Below are 18,922 nucleotides of genomic sequence, written 5' to 3' on the forward strand. Positions count from 1 at the left end.
GCACCATGAAAAAAAAGATTCTGGTACTGGTAGCATTACTTGGATTCTTCGTGGCCGTAGGTATTCGAGACCACTGCGCCGCCGAGGAGAAGGCTTCTATTAAAATCGGGGCTTTCTTCGCCCTTTCGGGCCCTGCATCCTCTATCGGAACTCCCACAAAGCTGGTGGCTCAGATGGCCGTGGATAAGATCAACAAAGAAGGCGGAATTGACGGCCATCCTCTGGAACTCGTGTTCGGTGATACCGAGAGCGATCCCACAAAGGCACTTATTGTGGCCAAGCGACTTGTTGAACAGGAAAAGGTCATAGCCCTGATAGGCCCGACGAGGACGGATACGGGAATGGCCGTAAAGCCTTATATCGAGCAGTCCGGAATCCCCACGGTGATGACCGTGGGAGGTGATCCCGTAATAGCCGGAGGGAAGTTCGGTCCCTACCGATGGACTTTCAAAGCGCCTCAGCGCACCTCCGTGGCCGTTAAAAAAATTTACGGATACCTGCAGAAAAGAGGCATTAAAAAGATAGCGCTGATCCACGCAACGGACGGCTTCGGGCGGGACGGCTTGAGGTGGCTCAGGGAGCTTGCTCCTGAGTACGGTCTTCAGATTGTGGCCGTCGAATCTTTTGGTGTGAACGATCCCGATATGACCGCCCAGCTGGTAAAAATCAAAAACACCGATGCCGAGGCGCTTATCTGCTGGACTATAGGGCCCGCCGGCGCAAAGGTGGCCAGGAATGTCCGTCAGCTCGACATAACCATTCCCCTCATTCAGTGTCACGGTCTTCCCGATCCCAAGTATGTAGAGCTTGCCGGAGATGCCGCCAACGGTAGCATTATGCCCTCAACGAGGCTTATGGTGGCGGACCAGCTCCCCGACACGGACCCTCAGAAGCCTGTGGTAAAAGAATTTATGAGGCTGTACGAGGAAGAGTATAATTTTGATGAAAAATATCCCATTAACACCCATTCCGGCTATGCCTGGGATGCCATAATGCTTCTGACGGAAGCGATCAAACGGGTTGGACCCGATAAAATGAAGGACGTCAGGCAGTTCCGGGAAGCCATTCGAGATGCCCTCGAGAATATCGACGGCTATGTGGGCATAAGCGGTATTTTCCACCTGACCCCGGAGGATCACAACGGTCTGGGGACGGATTCACTGGTCATGGTGCAGGTTGTTGACGGTGGCTGGAAGCTGATAGAACCTTAATGAAGAATGAAGGGCCTGTTTGTAAGACTTCCCAACTGGCTGGGGGACGCCGTGATGGCGTCCCCGGCACTTGAGCTCATCCTGCGCGCCTTCCCTCACCGCTTCTGCTGTATCGTTGGGCCTTCCGGGATTTGCGACCTCTTTGCCGGTTTCTCGGGAGTCGGGCGGGTTGACCTGAGGAACCGGGGGTTAAGTAGGGTCATTGAGGCAGCCTGCGCCTATCGGCAGATGAAGGCACGATCGGTCGTGCTTTTCACCAATTCATTTGCTTCCGCCCTTGAATCCTTTCTCGGAGGTGCCGAAGAAAGGCTCGGGTTGACCACCGACGGCCGAAGAATCCTCTTGAGCAATCCCATTCCGGCACCGCCGAAGAATTTTTTGCACGAACAGGATGTTTTCACCCTCATAGCAGGGGAAGCTGTGGTGAGATGGGAGGGAAGTCTTCGGGCTCTTGGAGAAACGAGACCCTATCCCGGGCTTGATGTTTCCGTGGAGGAATGGGAACGTGTTACGAGAAAACTCAACCTTTCCGCAAAAAGAGGACATTATGCCGTGATTCATCCCGGAGCGGCATACGGGACGGCAAAAAGATGGCCCGCTTCAGGCTTTTCCGCGATTGCCCGGCGGTTTGTTGAAGAACTGGGCTGGTATGTTTACGTTGCCGGTTCGCCTGCCGAATTTTCCATTTGTGATGAAGTCCTTCGGATGAGCGGACGAGCCGGGGTGGTGAACCTTGCGGGCAAAACCACAATAAGAGAAATGCTGGCCCTTCAGGCCGGTGCAGGCTTCGTCGTGGCGAACGATTCCGGGGCTGCCCACACGGCGGCGGCACTCGGGGTCCCGGTAATTGTTATCTTCGGCCCCACCGATCCCGAAAGAACGGCTCCCAAAAATCCCAATGCCGTGGCCCTGAAGGGAGACGCTCCCTGCTCTCCCTGTAAACATCGCTCCTGTCCCACCGATCACCGCTGCATGACGTCAATAAAAACCGATAGAGTATGGTCGGAAATAGTAGGGCTTTTGGAAAATCGCCGGAAGCATTTGACCTGATTTTTAAAACCCGTACGTACTGAAGCGAAGCCCTGTAAGTATTCAGGATTTTACGGTTTCATTTCCCTCTGATAGAGGGATATAGTTACGTTGAATCATATAAACGGTGCCTGCCGATGGTCTCCAGCTTTTTGGAAAACCAGGTTTTGTCGGGAGGTCGGTGAACATGGAAGAGGTTGCCGAGAGGGTATCCAGGTTGGAGGAGGTTTTAGAGGAGTTTATCCGCACTGTGGGTATAGAGTTCAGCAAGCTGTACAATTCTCAGATGCGCACGGAAGCTGAACTCAGGGCCTTCAAAGAGGAGATGAGAGCCTTCAAAGAGGAGATGCGGGCTTTTAAGGAGGAGATGAAAGCTTTCAAGGATGAGATGAACAAGCGGATGGGGGAGCTTGCCCGCAGGCTGGGTACGGTGGTTGAGGATGTGGTGGCGCCGGGTATACCTTATGCGATCAGGAGGGCTTTTGGGCTTGAGGTGGTGGAGCTGTCTTTGAGGAGGCGGAAGAGGGTTCGTGGTAGGGAGCGGGAGTACGATGTGATTGCCGTTGCAGGTGATTATGTGTTTGTAATAGACGTTAAGTCGAGGTACCGGAGGGAGTATTTGGGTGAGTTTGAGGAAATGCTGTTGGATTTTTTTGAATATTTTCCGGAATATAAGGGTTTGAAGGTGGTGCCGGTTATAGCGTCTTTTAATTTTACGGAGGAGATAATAAACCTTGCCACTAGGAAGAGGTGGCTGGTGGTTCAGCTTGGTGGGGAGTATCTGGAGTTTGTTAACAAGGACCAGGTGGGTCTGCCTTAAAATCCCCTATTTCAAACCGATGATGATATGAAAATTCTTGTAGTTAAGCTGAGCTCTCTCGGGGACATTGTGCACACCCTGCCCGTAGTCGATATTTTTGTGCATAACCTTCCGGGCGTGCGCATTCACTGGCTTGTGGAACTCCGCTTTGCCGATCTTTTGCGCCTTCATCCTTTTATAGACAGGGTAATCAGCGTTGACACGAGGGGCTGGAGAAAGCGTTTCCGTCCGCAAATGCTCAAAGAGATTTCATCGGTTATAAAAACTCTTCGCAGAGAGCACTACGACCTGGTGGTTGATTTTCAGGGCAACAGTAAAAGCGGTTTTTTTACGTTATTTAGCGGAGGAATTGCCAGATTCGGATGGTCTTTTGATGATGTCAGGGAATGGCCGAACGTTTTGGCAACGAACAGAAAAATTCGTTTTTTACCCGGTGTTACTTCCATAAGAGAGCGCCTTATCATGGCAGCCCTCGAGATTTGCAGAAGTCTTGCCGGCGATAGAGCCGGATCTCCTGACTTCCTTTACCGGAACGCCCTAAGTCCTTTGAGACCGCCGGAAGCTTTTATTGAACGGCAGAAACGGCGGCTGAAGTCTCTCGGAATTCCACCGGAAGCCCTTATTGTGGGCCTTCAGCCCGGCACGACCTGGGAAACCAAAAGATGGTCTCTGGAAGGGTGGAAAACACTAATTGAGCTCCTGGTGCACCATCACGAAGCTCAAAGTAGGGATATAAGGATTGTCGTATTCTGGGGAAATGACGAAGAATTCTCTGTTGCCTGCTACCTGAAAAATGCAACCCCCGACAAAGTACTTCTGTGGAGGGGTGGCGGCCTTATTGACCTTGCCTCGGGGATCTATCTTGTGGACGTCATGATAGGACCCGATACCGGGCCGGTCCATCTGGCGGCCCTCCTGGGTGTTCCCACCGTTTCAATCTACAGAGCAACCGGTGCCCGGAGAAATGCTCCCCCATCGGATAATGTAACAAAGCACATAGCGCTTCAGTCTCCCATGCCTTGCAGCCCCTGTTTGAAGAAATCCTGCCCCGAAAACTCCTTCTGTGAAACCTCCGTATCTCCCTATCTGGTTTTCCGCTGCACCCTGGATCTGCTGACTCATGGAACCACCACCGGCAATGTGCCCGGGACGAATGGAAGGGGCTGTCGTGGTTGGAAATAACCGTGGGAAAGCCCTTTAAGAGATAGAACCGTCGTCAGAACTTTCTGCATCCTCTACTGATAATGAAAGGCCCTTCCAGCACGGGAAATTCCCGATTGCGTGAAGGTTGCGTCAGATTTTAGAATAATACCGGAAAAGAATTTGCCCGGAGGTGAAAGATATTGCCTTGTATCACCTGATTGTCAACGGTGATAAACTGAAAGAGGTCCTTCTGAGTCTCCCCGGAGACCGCATATGGACTCCTCCCGGTTCCCGGTGCATTTTTCGCAAGGATGCCCTGGGCAGGAGCATCTTATACTGGAAATCCGAAGCCGGTGAATTCTTTATAAAGCTTTTCCACCGGCTTAGGCCGGGTGATTCCAGAGCCCCGTACATGGAATGGTTGAGGCTGCACGAGTTGAGATCTCTGGGGTTCAATACCCCCGAGCCCGCCGCTTTTATAACGGAGTACGACGGTCTCTTGAACCGGCCGGTCCGTGCGGCGGTTATAACCGGTCGTGTCCCGGGGTATTCTCTTGAAGAGTTAAGCCTGAGCCTGAAAGGACACATGCCACCGCAGGTGGTGAAGGTGCTTTCGGATACGGTTGCAAAATTTCACGGCCTCGGTTTTCGTCACCGGGACCTGTACTTTTCCCATCTCTTTTACGAGCCTTCGAAGGATCGGATTCACCTCATCGACTTCCAGAGAGTCTATCGGGCAAAACTCCCCGGTGCCGACCTTTACGGCCTCCTTCGGGATCTTTCACAGCTCATGTATTCTGCCTCTTCGTTCCTTTCGCCTCGGTGCTTCTGTGAATTTCGACGGGCCTTCTTCCGCGGTTACTTCAAACACCCGATAATTCCCCTGAGGGGAATTCCGCCGGGGCTGGTCCTAATGCTCGTTGAAATCAAGCGAAGACGCATTGCGCGCCACGATAATAGGCGAAGTCGTGGCCGCTCTGCTGTGAAGTAATGATGAATCATGTTGGGCGTTTTTTCATTATAATCCACTCTACCATTCAATTGACTTAAAAGCCGCAAGGATGTTAACGATAAGCAAAACCGGGAATATTTTTCCTGTTTCGGAGAAGGAGGTCACAGGTGCTATCGCAATTTTCCGACGATAGTCGGATTGATGAGAGGATAGCGGAGGTTGTGAGGCGGATATTGCGGGAGGAGGGGGAGAAGTTTTTTTCGGACAGGATAGCCGAGTTTGTGATGAGGAACGAGCAGAGGGCGAAGGAGCTTTCGCTGGTTGAGCGGGTGGTTCGTGTTGAGGAGGAGCTCAAGAGTCTGAGGGTGATAGAGCTTGAGCGGTTTGAGGCTACGGAGAAGCGGTTTGAGTCTTTGCAGCGGGAGCTGGATGCTCGCCTCGGTGCTCTTCACACTGAGATGAATACCCGCTTTGAAGCCCTGCATCGTGAGATGAACGCCCGCTTTGAAGCCGTGGATAAGCGCTTTGAGGCATTGCATCGTGAGATGAACGCCCGCTTTGAGGCGACCGAAAAGCGTTTTGAAGCAATGGACAGGCGTTTTGAAGCTCTTCAGCGGGAGATGGGTGTGCGGTTTGAGGCCGTGGAAAGGCGTTTTAGGATGCTCCAGTGGACTATGGGCATAGGTTTTTCTTTTCTTGCCGTGTTGATAGCTCTGATGAGGCTTTAGTTAAGGAGGTTGTCTGTGCTGTCGCAATTTTCCGACGATAGTCGGATTGACGAGAGGATAGCGGAGGTTGTGAGGCGGATATTGCGGGAGGAGGGGGAGAAATTTTTTTCGGAGAGGATAGCCGAGTTTGTGATGAGGAACGAGCAGAGGGCGAAGGAGCTTTCGCTGGTTGAGCGGGTTGTTCGTGTTGAGGAGGAGCTCAAGAGTCTGAGGGTGATAGAGCTTGAGCGGTTTGAGGCTACGGAGAAGCGGTTTGAGTCTTTGCAGCGGGAGCTGGATGCTCGCCTCGGTGCTCTTCACACTGAGATGAATACCCGCTTTGAAGCCCTGCATCGTGAGATGAACGCCCGCTTTGAGGCTACGGAGAGGCGTTTTGAGGCAATAGATAAGCGCCTTGAGGCTCTGCATCGTGAGATTGATGCCCGCCTTGAAGCCGTTGATAAGCGCCTTGAAGCATTGCATCGGGAGGTGGATGCCCGCCTTGAAGCCGTGGATAAGCGTCTTGAAGCGCTGCATCGCGAGATGAACGCCCGCTTTGAGGCTACGGAGAGGCGTTTTGAGGCAATAGATAAGCGCCTTGAGGCATTGCACCGTGAGATGAATGCCCGCTTTGAGGCGACCGAAAAGCGTTTTGAAGCTCTTCAGCGGGAGATGGGTGCGCGGTTTGAGGCCGTGGAAAGGCGTTTTAGGATGCTCCAGTGGACTATGGGCATAGGTTTTTCTTTTCTTGCCGTGCTTATTGCCCTAATACGATTTTAACTTCCTTACATTATTAACACCGCATACATCCGTACATCGTTAAAAGGATTATAAAATCGGGAGCGTCATCCGATCTGGGGGCAACGAAAACTCACCCCTTTCCCCTTAGCTCCTTTGCACCGAAAAGGGCGTTAATGAAACACCGGGAACCCCATCGTGAAAATATCGTGAAGGCCGGTTCCAGAAGTTGACGCCTACAGACCTGAACACGTAACATTAAATCGAACCGTTGAACAGAACCATTAGAAGAAGGAAGTCTCTCATGTCTGTTTTCCGCAGAATAAATAGGGAAAAGGCCGGTTTTACGGTTATCGAAGCCCTTGTAGTTATTGCAATCATGGTTATTGTGAGCTCTTTTGTGGCTTATCCTGAAATACGCCGTATAAAAAGGGTCTATGACAACCGCAGTACGGCCCAGGCTGTTGCATCGGCTTTTTATTTCGCACGTACGGCATCCTACACATACCCTAACGGCGTAATAGTAACTTATGATTCGGATAGCCGTACTCTTCGCGTTTGTGCCGACCAGAATTCTTCAAACTCCTGCGATAGTGATACCCCTGGTGGAGACCTCTTTCTCCAGACCATGACCCTGGAAAAGGCCGAAAACGTGGATTTCGATTTTACGGAAGGTAATTTTGTCATATTCAGAAGAGGTTTTCCCAAAACGACCTCAAATGCTTTTGCGGCAGGTACTGTAACCGTTGACGATTTCAGGATTAGCGTTTCGAGAACGGGAAGGGTAAGGGTGGAGAAGGTATCATGAAGGGAAAGACCGATATTTGTGGTTTTACGCTGATGGAGCTTCTGGTCGTGCTCCTTTTAGGAATGGTTCTTGCCGGAGCCGTTTACTCTTTCTTCCTGCCAATCTTCGGAGCCGTCAGGCACGTCCATGAGGCTTCCTTTATGCAGGAAGGGGTCAGATCTGCTCTGGAGATCATGATAAGGGACATTCGCATGGCCGATTCTTTTCCCAACGGTAAGGTAGGTGCGTGTAGTCCCGTTGCCGACGCCAAGAGCGATCAAATTACCGTCAGGATGGACGTAAACGGCGACGGAGACTGTGATGATGCCGACGAGGAGATATCCTACCAGTTCGTGGAGGATGAGAAATCAATCGAGCGGAAAGGTAGTCAGGCAGACGACTTTGAGGATTTTATCGGCGGTGATGATACCGGTATTCAGGTGGACTGCTTCACCTTTGTTTATTACGATCGTAACGGAAATGAGCTTGCCGCGCCCGTTGCAGATCCGGATAACGTGGTTTTCGTCGAAGTCCGCACCGTTGTGAGATCGTCCCGTGAAGTCAGGGGATATACTGACGATACCGTTTATGACCGCATTGAGGATTGTGGCCCCTTTAATGACAGTTTCGTAAGGCGTTACGTTGAAGGATTTGCCGCCATCCGTAACAAGTACATCGGAGAAGGTTAATAACCATGAAAGGCCATTGTAAAAACACCGGATACAGTATCATAGAGCTTCTCATGGCAATGCTGGTCTTTGCTATAATCGCCCTGGCGACTACGGCTATGTTTGCCCGCTACGGGACTGGGTCCCGCTATGCCGGAGAGCTTACCAACGGAGTTTTCGCCCTGAGCAACCTCTTCGAGCGCTACGTTTCGGCGGCTTCTTTCGCAGATCTGCCGAATGTGTGTGATGAGGTTCCATCAGAAGTCGAGCACTTTGGTAAGCGTTATCGAGTAAGGTGTGAATACATAGAGCATAGCCCGAAATTGGGGCAGATATACATATCTCTTGCCTGGGATCAGTACAGGCATTCGGTTGGCGCAAGCATATACAAGTTCAGGGATGAGTAGGGCAAGGGGTGATTGGTTATGAAGATAAAGAACACAGCCTTTCCGCACAGGGGATTATCAGACCAAAAGGGCTCTGTACTTTTGCTGGTCCTTTTAATCACCCTGGTAAGTATAGGTGTGGCTCTATGGGTTGCCCACGACGTGTCCATGGATATCAAAGGATCAGGTGCCCAGTACGAATTTGCCAAGTACTTCTACGCCGCCGAAGCGGGCACAAGGTGGGCGGTGGCTAACTTCCTGCCCCCCGTTGAAGAAGCGAATGACGGGGAAAAAAAGGCGACCGATGTTGCGGTACCTTTCGGAACCGAGTCGATATCCGTTGACGTTGAGGTGACAAACCTCGGGTTTACGACTCTTTGTAACGGCGACGACAGGTGTTGCTACAAGTTTGAAGTTGCGGCCAGTGGTCCCTACGGCGTGCTCGTGAAGGTCATGGCGCTTCGTTCGGTACCCAACCCCGACCAAAGTGAAAGAGCCCGTCAGGTCTGCGTTATGTAGGAAAAACGGAGGAAAGCTATGAGAGGCTCAAAGAAAAATGTAAAAAAACTCTGGCCCTGGGTGCTTATAATCGTCGGAATTGCTCTGGCTTCTTACGGTCTCCTTCGAACCTCCGGGAACGCCTTTGCCGACGAAGATTCGGTGTGCGGAGAAGTGCCTCTCTATCTGGGCCGTTATGTTGCGCCAGACATCCTGATGATCGTGGACCTTTCCGGTTCCATGGGCTATGGCCTCAGGCCTGACTGGTCACCCGTTTATGACCCCAGTACGACCTATCAGGGCCATTATACCGACCTCGGACGAGAGGGTTACGTCTATAATAGAAGAGCCTATTATGACAGTGGATATTTTGTAGTTTACCCCTGTTGGGAATCGCCCGACGATATAAACAGGACTCCCCTTAACAGCCACTGTCCGGGAACAGCAAATCCCCGTTCGGTATATATCGACGATATTCTTGAAAATTACGGAATTGCCGAGTGGTCTTATCACGACGACCACGATACTCCGCCCTATGCGTCCCAGGAAATCCCTAAGCTTTACGAAAACGATACCGTTTTACTCGGTAACTATCTCAACACGACGCGCATTGAGGTTGTGGCAAATGCTATAAAAAGACTGGTAGCCGACGCAAGCCTTGCCATGGGTCTTGGTTTTTTCAAGGCCACTTTTGGGCAGTACGCCAATTACACCCGCATTTATGAGGGCGTTGAAGCTTTCAGCGAGGAGCACTTTCAGGAACTGGTTGATGCCATTGACAATGTAGCTCATGAACCCATCTCCGGATGTGACGGCTGTTACCGGGTTCACGCCATGCAGGGAACGCCCTTTTCTCCTTCCATCATTGCCGCCAGGAAATACTTTAACCGGCAAAAGCCGGATGTGGACGGCGATTACTACACGCCCGGCCGTTGCTCAAAAAAGTTCGTCATTTTCCTTACCGACGGTATCGGAAATATTGACTCTACCGTGGACAACGTCCGCCAGAGAACCATCGATCTTGTACAATCAGGTGTAACCCCTATAGCCGTGGGGTTTAATCTGCCCGAGGACGAAGATTCGCAGCTCCGGGAGATGGCCCGTGTTGCCAACCAGTATGCCGACGGAGACAATACTTATGCACTCCATAAGGACAACGACAACGATGGAGTTCCCGATCCGTACATTGCTCGAAACCCTCAGGAGCTTGCGGAAACACTTCGGGAGATTATCTATGAAATCAAGCAGACCGTTTTCAAAACGGGAAGCGGTGCAGCCCGAAGAACTGCTCTTGGGAATACCGTGGTCTATACGGCCTTTAACCTGACGGACTGGACCGGTGAGGTAAGTACCTCAAGCTTTACTTACGGATGCGCCAACTGTCATTCACCCTCTGAAGTTCGCAACCTCGCACGCTGGAACTACTTCACCGACGAAGACGGTGACGGAAAACTCGACATTCTTGATGAAGATCGTGACGGCGATGGAAAGCTCGATACGGAGTACGAAGACAGGGACTCGGACGGCCATCTGGATGTTGATGAGGATACCAACGGAAACGGTCAGCTCGATCCCGGCGAAGATGTTGACGGAGACGGCAACCTGGATGTTGCGGAGGATCTGGACGGCGATGGACACCTCGACATTCCCGAGGATATGGACGGGGACGGAAATCTCGATAAACCCGAGCCTATAAACTACGAGGCCCTTCAGCAGTTTCTCGAGAACGAGGATCAGGTCAGAGACAAAATGGGCGAAGGGGCACTCGTCAATTATTCGGTTGGGAAGATTGAATCGATTATAAAAATACTTAAAGGCGAGCTCCCTGATGCCGAGTGGTGGAGTATGGAGGATGGCTGGAACACCACTTCAACGCTACCCTGTGGAGAAACGAGAAATATTAAATATCAGAACGGAACGCAGTTGCTTGATTTTACCGGTGCCGTCGGGGGACTTACGGAAGATCAGGTAAAGTTCATACGCGGTGAGATGGGATGTGGCGACATGCCCCAGGGTGACTTCAGACTCCGGGAAAGGCCTCTCGGCGACATTATCTCCAGCGAACCCAGAATATCAGGAGACCTTATTTGGGTTACGGCAAACGACGGAATGCTCCATGCCTTCGACGTTAACACCGGAGAAGAGAAATTTGCGTTCATTCCGGAAAGCGTGCTCTCCCGTTATTTAACCTCAAACTACTTTTACAATTCCTACTGCCATGAATTCTTCTTTGACGGGACGCCGACGATTCAGGAAGTCGGGAACAGCACCTATCTGGTCGTTGGACTGGGAAGAGGAGGATCGGAGTATTTCGCCTTTGACATAACGAATGCCCCCGATAGCGTTTCTTTAAAATGGCACGTCAGCGATCCCGGTCTCGGAGAAACCTGGAATGAGGTAAAATTCGTTCGCTGTGGGGAAAGCGACTGGAGGGTCTTTTTGCCCTCGGGATATGTGGAAGATCCTGAGCTCTGGGCCAATCAAAAAGCTTTCCTTAAAGCAGTGAATATCGACAGTGGTTCCGAGATAGCCACGGTTTATCTGGGAAGCGAGGGCGCCAATATGCCGGCAACTCCCGGATCGGCCGTGGATCTCAACGAGGATTTGACCGCCGACAGACTCTACGTTGGTGATCTTCTCGGGAGGATGTGGCGCCTGTCGGATCCCTGTACCGGCACGATTTCTTCGGAGGCAGTGATTGACCTCGGTTCCGATCATCCGATAACCGCTTCGGTAACGGCCGCCGCAACCAACAACGGTGTGTGGCTCTACTTTGGAACCGGAAAGTACTGGGACATTGACGATCTTACCGACAACACAGAACAGTACCTCATAGGCATGAGAGACAGTGGAACCACCCTCACACTTGGCGATCTTGAAGATCGTGGTTTTACCACGGAGGGTGAGTACAGGATTACGGATTCTTCAACCAGTTGCACACTGGCCACTAACGGATGGAAGGTTACTTTGACGGGTGGAGAACGGGTAATTACCCCACCTCTCCTCTTCGGCGGATACGTTTTCTTCCTGACCTTCGTTCCTACAGGAGACGAGTGTGAGGGAACGGGAGAAACCTGGCTTTACGGACTGCCTGCGAGAAGAGGCTGTCTGAACGAACTGGACCAGCCTCTTTTTGACATCAACAACGACGGACTCTTTGACGAGAACGATCTCGTCGAAGGCAAGCCCCCTGTGGCCATGAAACTGGGTAGCGGTGTTCCCGGTTCCGAGCCTGTAGTGCTTACGGAGCAGGTGATTGTTGCTACCACCACGGAAACTTCCAGGCAGATACGGGTCAATGTTAAGCCCATTACCCTGCGTCAGGGTACCTGGACCGATGTGGATGTGCAGATGAAGTAGTTAGAGAATGAGAGAGGTGGTGAATATGAAGAAATTTTGGGGATCCAGAAAGATTTCGATGGCTCTGCCGGCGTTCCTCTTCATTACGCTTGTGATTACCGGGGAACTCCCGGCCGGAAAGTTTGAACGATTGTTTTACACCGGAAAGTCTTCCGATGTGGATGTGGTCTCCGCCGTTGTGAAGGGTCCTGTTCCCGGGACGGCTAAATCCGGAAAGACGGTGGTCTTTGAGACGCAGGACGGAGAGACGGTTACGGAAAAGTGTGGCGACGAAATCGTTTTTATCATGCAGGTAAACGGTGATCTCGTGACCAGAAAGAACGGGTCCTGTGATGATCTCGTTCCGGGCTCTCCGGTTGATCTCGTCTATAAGAAAGGTAAACTCGAGGAAATTCAAATTTTTTCGGGAAGGAAGAGGGACACATGGTGATTTTTTTAAAGCCCACAGTTCGCAATAAAAAAGGCTTCAGTCTCATTGAGCTCATGGTGGCCATTGCGATTATCGCCGTGCTGGCCGCGGTGGCCACCCGCTGGTATCGAAACTATACGAGATCTTCCTTCGAATCCGACCTGATACAGGCACTGCTGGCCGCAAGGGTTGCTCAGGAGCAATACCGGGCCGAACGGGGTACCTATGCTGCCACAATCGAAGACCTTCCGCGCTATAACGACGGCGAAGAGGACAACAGCTTCGTGATACACGAAGACAAAGATGCACGCCGGCGCATCGTCCTTCGGGTAGAGGATGCCGACGACGACGGGTACACCATCGTTGCCGAAAACGAAGCGGAAGGGGAATGGCACCTTGAATGGAGGCTTTCCTGCAGTCGTGACGAACCCGACGAAGCCTGCACACCGGTTCAGACCGCAGGCACGGGAGTGCTGAAAAACGTATTCTGAAGTATGAAAAAAGCCACAAGAGGATAAGGGTTGCCCGGTGGTCAGGTCCCTTTTCGGGCAACCCTTAATCGTTCGAAGTTCTGGAAGCCCTCAAAAAAGGATAAACCACTCCCCCGCAAAGCCCCACGACGAATGCCGCCGAGTAGGCCGTGATGCTCAGTGCCAGCGCCTTTTCCGGCTCAATTCCCACGAGCCCCAGAGCCCATACGAAACCGCCCTCCCGGATTCCTATTCCGTGAAGAGAAACGGGAACTGCCGTGAGAATCCCCACAGCGGGAACCGCAAAGACGAAGAAACAGGGCGTCACTCCAAGACCCAGCCCCAGGGAAATAATGTAATGTGCCCCGGCACTTATGACCTGACAGGACAGGCTGACTGCAAAGGCGGCGAAAAAACCGGTGGTCTTCAGTGTTACGAATTCCCGGGGATAAAAGGAAAAACGGGAACTCAGCAGTCTGAACACCCTTTCCCACCAGAGAGGAAGAGTCAGAAAAAGAGCTCCCAGGCTCAGGCACACGACGGCCAGATGGCTCATAAAAGGGACCCTGCTCCTTAATACGGGATCGACAGGGCTCAGCCCCAGAATCACCACCAGAGAAAAAAGGCCGAAAACGCGGTCCAGCAGAATCGATGCGGCGATTCCTGCCTTCCCGTGTCCGCGCCTTCCCAGATAAAGCAACTTTATAACGTCTCCCGTTACCGTGCCGGGAAGAAAAAGGCTGAAGAAGTTTGCAGAAAGAGCACAGGGAAAAAGAAAAGATAGGCCCTCTTTTATGCCCAGGCTCTCTGCCAGAATCTTCCACCTCAAAGAACTCAAAAACTGAACGAATAAAAAAAGTGCAAATGCCGCAAACCACATCGATGCCGGAAAAGCCCTCAGATTTTCCAGAATCTCTCCGGGATCGACTTTTCGCAGGATCAGAACGATGAGAAACCCGCTTAATAGCGCTCGAAACAGGAAAAATACTAAATTGCGTAATCCTGATCTACTCTTTATCTTATTTCCCTCCACGGCCGGGCCGGCAATGCCGGTTCGGGGCACTTACTGAGCAATTCGTGGAAAAAATCCCCGTACCAGAATAGCGCTGGTTTTTTTTGTTGAAAAGTTTTTTAAAGACGGAGCAGGAGACCTTACAACTGATCATTTTGTTACTCGAGTTCCCTTAATGGGATTAACCCTTTCGAAGGCGAACAGGCGTCTTCATCCCTGTTGCCCCTACGGTCTGGGCTCTCATCGTGATCAGTAAAGTGACAGGGGGCGTCGCGGGACGATCAAAGTCCCGCCCGGACTGAGCGAAATTTGTCTTTCTGATGCTTTCAAAGCCTTTTCCAGAGGAAGGCGCCCTTTAGCCGGCGCCTTCCTTACCTGCCGATTTCTTGCCCGGCCGAAAGTCCATTCCTTCCTGCTTTTTTATGGTGTCGCAAAGTGTCAGAAGTCCGGCAAAAGGGATGCCTCGTACCTGTAAAAATGCAGAGATGATAAGGCTTATGGACGAGGATAACTTTATATGACAAATAAAGTCAGCCACATGACCTTTTTTGGCACAGCAGGGGTATCCTTTTCGTAAAAAGATCCGGCGGGGTGGTTCGTACCTGCATAACCTGTTGTAATGATTGTAAATTGTTCTGTCGGATTCTGATAGGATTGTTGGCATGTATGTTGCTCATGTGACTATTGACCGTTTGAACTAAAACGTTAATCAAAAGGAGGTTTTGTTATGATGATCAGAAGGTCCAATCAAAAAGGTTTCACGCTCATTGAGTTGATGATCGTCATTGCGATCATCGCAATCCTGGCCGCCGTGGCGATGACGCAGTACCACTCCTACAAGAGGAAGTCCAAGGCGAAGGAACTGGTCGGTTTTGCCAGAGCCTGTGTCATGGAAGCAAGGGCTCAGTGTGAATCTGATCCCGACTTTACCGATGCAAGCACTCTGGAAGCCTGCACTGTTAGTGGTGCGAGCAGTAAGTATATTACAAGTGCGGGCGTGGAGACTACTTTTTCCGCATGCAATGATGATTTTACTGCTACGGCTACGGGAACGCTGGATGACGAGACTGAATGTACGGCTGTTTGTAGTTACAACGCTACCGATGACGACATAAGCTGTGCTGCGCCTACCTGTGGCTAATGATTTCTTCCGGTGTGGCCGGTTGCGTTCTGTGGCGTGATCGGCTTCACCGCAGGCTTTACCGAAGCCCCCCTCGTGGGGGCTGTTTTATTTCCCGGACAGGCCCGGCGCCTGCACCCCCCTCTTTACTTTACTTTACTTTACTTTCAATAGCCCTGAAACTATCTCCCTTCGGCCGTTTTTTTGTCCCGTCTTCCCCGATTTGCCGGATAGAGCCCGGCAAACGGGCTGAGGCGGAGGGTCGGGGTTTACTAGAAGTTGACCAAACAAAATAGGCTTCAGGGTCCTGTAATTGCCCGCACCTTTTGACGACCCCCTGACGGCAGTACCGGTAGAACGGTGGTTCGTTTTCGTACCTTTCCCGGGATGACGGGCACCTTTGGGCTGACCCATCCCCACGGGACAGGAGTGCCGGCAATTTTCGGAACGGCCTTTTTAAGAGACGCCTCAGTGCTGTCCGGGCTCAATAGGTGGCATCTCTTTTGCTAGAGCCCGTGCGGGGACGGTAGATCAGGCTGGTTTAAGGGGGGGAGTCATGAAGAATCTGCAAAGTGGGGGATTTACCCTCGTTGAGCTTATGATAGTAGTGGGTATCATTGCTATTCTCACCGCCGTTGCAATGATTCCTTTCAATTACTACAAAAACAAGGCAAGGTCCAAGGATCTCGTCGGCTTTGCCCGGGCCTGCGTGATGGAAGCCAGAGTTTCCTGCGACACCAATCCCGATGCGGATCTCAGCGGTCTTTCGGCCTGCAATTTCTCCGGCACCGGACCGCATCTTACCAGTGTCAGGGTAAGTGGTGACGGATCCTGTGATTCTTTCACGGCAACGGCGGAAGGTGTTACCGAAAGCGGTCAGACCTGCAGTAGCCTTTGCACCTTTGAGACCGGTGAGATTTACTGCAGCGCTCCGGTGTGTGGATAGTATCGAAAGCGACTTATTTGAAGGGTCGGGTGGGGACCACCCGACCCTTTCTCTATCTTGTCGATTCTCCGTATGCTGCTGCCGTGGAGATTGCGGGAAGCTCTATTATCTTCGGTGAAATGAATATTAAAAGCTCTTCGGTCTGATAATCCTTTTCGTAGCTTTTGAAGAGCCAGCCGAAAACCGGCAACCTTTCAAGACCGGGCGTGCCCCGTCTTGTGTAGCGCTTGTCTTCCCTGAGAACGCCGCCTATTACGACGATGGTTCCGTCGTCAACCAGAACGTTGGTATCCAGAGTCTTTTTCAGAATATCCACGGCCTTGAGACCTGCGGCTTCGGCCAGAATCCGATCCTGACCGATGTCCTGCTTACGGGCGTGTATGTTCATGAGAATCCTTTTATCAGGAGTAACGCTGGGAACGATGGTAAGTTCCAGTATGACATCCTTATATTCTACCGCCAGCTCACCATATTCGGTCATTTCGAGTACCGGGATTTCAGTTCCCTGCGTAATTTTTGCTTCCTGATTGGTCATGGTGTAAACGACGGGGGCGGCTAACAGCTTCGTCTTGCCCAGTTCCTTTGAGGCGTTTATTGCCATGTCGATGTTGAAAATGCTTTGACCCTTGAGAAGACTCCAGCCGAAGCTGAGGCTGCTGGTTACGGTATCTATGGGAAAGTTGATGTCAAAAGAGGGCGAGAAGGAATGGTTTCCCGTGTTTTGGTAACTGAAACCCCAGTTTATGCCCAGAGCCTTGGTGAAGCTGGTTATTGCTTCGACTATGCGAAGTTCCAGCTTGACCTGTTCGGGCGGGCGGTCGAGCTGGGCTATGACTTTTCTGATTTCCGCTATCCTGCTGCTGTAGTCCCTGACGATCAACATCCTTCTACTGGAATCGTAAACCATCTGGCCCTTTTCGCTCAAAAGGGGCTGAAGTAGAGCAACGATGAGAGGTTTTTTGGTTTCTTTGGTGGTGACACTCGTACCCGCCAGCGTGATTGCAGTGGTCTCTTTTTCCGTCTGGACTTCACCCGGAGCGGAGACGCCCACAAGGTAATAAATGGGAATAAAAGCCGTTTCTATCGGTCCCCGATCTTTCTTCTTGGCTTCCAGTTCTGCTCGTTTTTCAAAGAGCTTTAACTGTGCTTCCGCCAGAGCCTGATCCAGTTCGATTTCTTTTTGAAGCTTTTCTTTAGTCGTTATCCTTATGACGTTTCCCTGGCGTTTGGTTCCCAGATCGTTCGCCTCAAGAATCATGTCCAGGACCTGATCCCAGGGGACGTTTTCCACCTTCATGGTAATTCGGCCCTGAACCTGAGGGTCCACAACTATGTTCGTTCCGCTGATTTCTGCGATGAGCCGTACGACGTTTTTGATGTCGGCATCGACGAGATCCAGACTTATGGGTGCCCCTAAGTACTGCTTTTCCGTGCCCGGAACTGCTCCCGGACCAGGGACCGGCCCAAGCTGTTCCAGAAGCTTTTCGATTTCTTCTTCCCTCATTTCTGCTACGGGCTGTTGCTGAAACGTCTGCTCACGAGATGCAACAGGGATTGCCGGAGCAGGAATGGTGACGCGGGGTGCATCCGAGTTGTCGTCAAAGTAAAGTCGAAGGTAGGCGTGGGCCCCATCTTTTCTCACTGCCGAACTGGTCCAGGGTTTTTCGGCCTGACCCGTGATCCGTACACCGCCTTTCGTGGACTGGACCTTGAGGCGCTTGAGAACTTCGGATCCCGTTCTGACCCATGCCTTGGGGGCGCTGAAAGATGCGTTGGGAATAAAGATGCTGAGGCTGGAGCTGTCGGCCCTTCCGTCAAAGATCAGATCTCCAATTTCTCCGCTTGCTACCAGCTCGATCTGAACGAACTTATCCCCCTCCATGGCTCCGATTTTTAACAACCGGGGACCCTGTGCCGCGGGATAAGAAGCCGGCGGGCGGGAAAACAAAAATAAAGGCAATAAGACCAGTACGAACGCAGGATAATAGCCTTTTCTTTTATGGTTCATTTCTTACTCCTCACCCGTCCAGTGGTTTAAAGACAACAGTGGGGTTGCGTAGCATAGAGATCCTGATGGCGAGATTAAAAATCCCGACTTTCTACCGACGAACCATACAAATAGACCAGCCATTTGCCCGCAAACCCCGATTTCAGCCCCTTTTGCAACTGCGCCAAAATAAAGTTCGGATGTTTATTCTTCTATCTCAAAATAATCTCGAAGGTCAACAGATTAGCACCTCAACTTTCATTTTCATTGACGTATTTCGGGTGGATCTGTGTTGCGAACGGTTTATTCTGCGAAAGCTCGCTCCAGACCGTGAAGTACAACCCCCCGGGAGAGGAATGTTCATTTTTTGTGAAAGTATTTGCGCTTATATGGGGGCTTTAAGGGCGTTTGAGCTAAAAGCTTCAGATTTTTCGTCGTATTAATGGGAGTCTGTCTTCAGAGTAATCCGAAGGTTTTCAGGATGTTTGCAACTTTTTTGTCTTCTTCTGCGAGTTTTCTCAGGGCTCTGATCACATCGACCAGTTTTCCCTGCTTTTCGATGGTTTCAACGGCCTCGTCTCTTGCCTTCCTTATGATGGTTCTTCTGTCCCAGTAGGCAAAGCCTATCACCACTCCCGTAAGGGTCGTGAATATCGCAACGAGCATCCAGAGAAAGTTG

18 protein-coding genes and 1 pseudogene are annotated in these 18,922 nt (G+C 51.4%); 16 read left to right on the forward strand and 3 right to left on the reverse strand.

The annotated features are described in order from the left end of the window. The first annotated feature begins 5 nt into the window (after window positions 1-5). The 14 genes from BM091_RS08035 (at window position 6) to BM091_RS14410 (ending at window position 13,199) form a co-directional block, all read left to right on the forward strand. Window positions 6-1,211: an ABC transporter substrate-binding protein gene (locus BM091_RS08035; protein ID WP_093394845.1), complete on the forward strand. Its 1,206-nt coding sequence runs from the start codon at window positions 6-8 to the stop codon at window positions 1,209-1,211. Between the two features lie 6 nt (window positions 1,212-1,217). Next, window positions 1,218-2,261 (forward strand): lipopolysaccharide heptosyltransferase II, encoded by a 1,044-nt coding sequence (gene waaF / locus BM091_RS08040; protein WP_093394846.1) that lies wholly within the window; start codon window positions 1,218-1,220, stop codon window positions 2,259-2,261. 166 nt (window positions 2,262-2,427) lie between these two features. After that, entirely contained in the window at window positions 2,428-3,060 is a 633-nt protein-coding gene (locus tag BM091_RS08045; protein ID WP_093394848.1) for a DUF8196 domain-containing protein, read from the forward strand. A 27-nt stretch (window positions 3,061-3,087) separates the two neighbouring features. Then, complete coding sequence (locus BM091_RS08050) at window positions 3,088-4,242, forward strand: glycosyltransferase family 9 protein (protein WP_093394849.1); 1,155 nt, start codon at window positions 3,088-3,090, stop codon at window positions 4,240-4,242. 151 nt (window positions 4,243-4,393) lie between these two features. After that, the gene (locus tag BM091_RS08055; protein ID WP_177193586.1) at window positions 4,394-5,194 is read left to right on the forward strand and encodes a lipopolysaccharide kinase InaA family protein; all 801 of its coding nucleotides are present in this window, start codon (window positions 4,394-4,396) and stop codon (window positions 5,192-5,194) included. Window positions 5,195-5,322: 128 nt separating this feature from the next. Further along, window positions 5,323-5,883 (forward strand): hypothetical protein, encoded by a 561-nt coding sequence (locus tag BM091_RS08060; RefSeq protein WP_093394852.1) that lies wholly within the window; start codon window positions 5,323-5,325, stop codon window positions 5,881-5,883. 15 nt (window positions 5,884-5,898) lie between these two features. Beyond that, a complete protein-coding gene (locus BM091_RS08065; protein WP_093394854.1) occupies window positions 5,899-6,642 on the forward strand; it encodes a hypothetical protein in 744 nt (247 codons plus the stop codon). Between the two features lie 262 nt (window positions 6,643-6,904). After that, window positions 6,905-7,408, forward strand: a complete 504-nt coding sequence (locus BM091_RS08070; protein ID WP_093394856.1) for a pilus assembly FimT family protein — start codon at window positions 6,905-6,907, stop codon at window positions 7,406-7,408. After that, a complete protein-coding gene (locus BM091_RS08075) occupies window positions 7,405-8,076 on the forward strand; it encodes a prepilin-type N-terminal cleavage/methylation domain-containing protein (RefSeq protein ID WP_093394857.1) in 672 nt (223 codons plus the stop codon). The genes BM091_RS08070 and BM091_RS08075 overlap by 4 nt, the downstream gene beginning before the upstream one ends. Before the next feature lie 5 nt (window positions 8,077-8,081). After that, window positions 8,082-8,462 carry a type IV pilus modification PilV family protein gene (locus BM091_RS08080; RefSeq protein WP_093394859.1) on the forward strand — a complete coding sequence of 127 codons (381 nt, stop codon included), beginning with the start codon at window positions 8,082-8,084 and terminating at the stop codon, window positions 8,460-8,462. A gap of 18 nt (window positions 8,463-8,480) precedes the next feature. Then, window positions 8,481-8,960 (forward strand): hypothetical protein, encoded by a 480-nt coding sequence (locus BM091_RS08085; RefSeq protein WP_093394860.1) that lies wholly within the window; start codon window positions 8,481-8,483, stop codon window positions 8,958-8,960. A gap of 18 nt (window positions 8,961-8,978) precedes the next feature. Further along, complete coding sequence (locus tag BM091_RS08090; protein WP_093394862.1) at window positions 8,979-12,299, forward strand: PilC/PilY family type IV pilus protein; 3,321 nt, start codon at window positions 8,979-8,981, stop codon at window positions 12,297-12,299. Between the two features lie 25 nt (window positions 12,300-12,324). Beyond that, complete coding sequence (locus BM091_RS08095) at window positions 12,325-12,729, forward strand: hypothetical protein (RefSeq protein WP_093394864.1); 405 nt, start codon at window positions 12,325-12,327, stop codon at window positions 12,727-12,729. Further along, window positions 12,723-13,199: a type IV pilin protein gene (locus tag BM091_RS14410; protein ID WP_093394865.1), complete on the forward strand. Its 477-nt coding sequence runs from the start codon at window positions 12,723-12,725 to the stop codon at window positions 13,197-13,199. The genes BM091_RS08095 and BM091_RS14410 overlap by 7 nt, the downstream gene beginning before the upstream one ends. 64 nt (window positions 13,200-13,263) lie before the next feature. Here the strand turns inward: BM091_RS14410 and BM091_RS08105 are convergent, their stop codons facing one another. Next, the gene (locus BM091_RS08105) at window positions 13,264-14,211 is read right to left on the reverse strand and encodes a lysylphosphatidylglycerol synthase transmembrane domain-containing protein (protein WP_177193587.1); all 948 of its coding nucleotides are present in this window, start codon (window positions 14,209-14,211) and stop codon (window positions 13,264-13,266) included. A 706-nt stretch (window positions 14,212-14,917) separates the two neighbouring features. Here BM091_RS08105 and BM091_RS14505 point away from each other — a divergent pair. Both BM091_RS14505 and BM091_RS08120 read left to right on the forward strand, forming a co-directional pair. After that, window positions 14,918-15,331, forward strand: coding sequence for a prepilin-type N-terminal cleavage/methylation domain-containing protein (locus tag BM091_RS14505; protein ID WP_342745458.1), 414 nt, complete (start codon window positions 14,918-14,920; stop codon window positions 15,329-15,331). A gap of 535 nt (window positions 15,332-15,866) precedes the next feature. Then, window positions 15,867-16,256: a type IV pilin protein gene (locus BM091_RS08120; RefSeq protein ID WP_093394871.1), complete on the forward strand. Its 390-nt coding sequence runs from the start codon at window positions 15,867-15,869 to the stop codon at window positions 16,254-16,256. 52 nt (window positions 16,257-16,308) lie between these two features. Here the strand turns inward: BM091_RS08120 and BM091_RS08125 are convergent, their stop codons facing one another. Further along, a complete protein-coding gene (locus BM091_RS08125) occupies window positions 16,309-18,264 on the reverse strand; it encodes a secretin and TonB N-terminal domain-containing protein (RefSeq protein ID WP_093394873.1) in 1,956 nt (651 codons plus the stop codon). Between the two features lie 435 nt (window positions 18,265-18,699). Continuing rightward, a pseudogene (locus tag BM091_RS13930) lies at window positions 18,700-18,922 on the reverse strand (hypothetical protein); the annotation flags it as partial.

The organism is Thermodesulforhabdus norvegica (genome assembly GCF_900114975.1).
GTDB lineage: Bacteria > Desulfobacterota > Syntrophobacteria > Syntrophobacterales > Thermodesulforhabdaceae > Thermodesulforhabdus > Thermodesulforhabdus norvegica.

Excerpts from the sequence above, each read along its gene's own strand:
- BM091_RS08035 (WP_093394845.1), top strand. The coding sequence starts at position 6 with ATGAAAAAAAAGATTCTGGTACTGGTAGCATTACTTGGATTCTTCGTG.
- waaF (WP_093394846.1), top strand. The coding sequence starts at position 1,218 with ATGAAGGGCCTGTTTGTAAGACTTCCCAACTGGCTGGGGGACGCCGTG.
- BM091_RS08045 (WP_093394848.1), top strand. The coding sequence starts at position 2,428 with ATGGAAGAGGTTGCCGAGAGGGTATCCAGGTTGGAGGAGGTTTTAGAG.
- BM091_RS08050 (WP_093394849.1), top strand. The coding sequence starts at position 3,088 with ATGAAAATTCTTGTAGTTAAGCTGAGCTCTCTCGGGGACATTGTGCAC.
- BM091_RS08070 (WP_093394856.1), top strand. The coding sequence starts at position 6,905 with ATGTCTGTTTTCCGCAGAATAAATAGGGAAAAGGCCGGTTTTACGGTT.
- BM091_RS08075 (WP_093394857.1), top strand. The coding sequence starts at position 7,405 with ATGAAGGGAAAGACCGATATTTGTGGTTTTACGCTGATGGAGCTTCTG.
- BM091_RS08080 (WP_093394859.1), top strand. The coding sequence starts at position 8,082 with ATGAAAGGCCATTGTAAAAACACCGGATACAGTATCATAGAGCTTCTC.
- BM091_RS08085 (WP_093394860.1), top strand. The coding sequence starts at position 8,481 with ATGAAGATAAAGAACACAGCCTTTCCGCACAGGGGATTATCAGACCAA.
- BM091_RS08090 (WP_093394862.1), top strand. The coding sequence starts at position 8,979 with ATGAGAGGCTCAAAGAAAAATGTAAAAAAACTCTGGCCCTGGGTGCTT.
- BM091_RS08095 (WP_093394864.1), top strand. The coding sequence starts at position 12,325 with ATGAAGAAATTTTGGGGATCCAGAAAGATTTCGATGGCTCTGCCGGCG.
- BM091_RS14410 (WP_093394865.1), top strand. The coding sequence starts at position 12,723 with ATGGTGATTTTTTTAAAGCCCACAGTTCGCAATAAAAAAGGCTTCAGT.
- BM091_RS14505 (WP_342745458.1), top strand. The coding sequence starts at position 14,918 with ATGATGATCAGAAGGTCCAATCAAAAAGGTTTCACGCTCATTGAGTTG.
- BM091_RS08120 (WP_093394871.1), top strand. The coding sequence starts at position 15,867 with ATGAAGAATCTGCAAAGTGGGGGATTTACCCTCGTTGAGCTTATGATA.
- BM091_RS08125 (WP_093394873.1), bottom strand. The coding sequence starts at position 18,264 with ATGAACCATAAAAGAAAAGGCTATTATCCTGCGTTCGTACTGGTCTTA.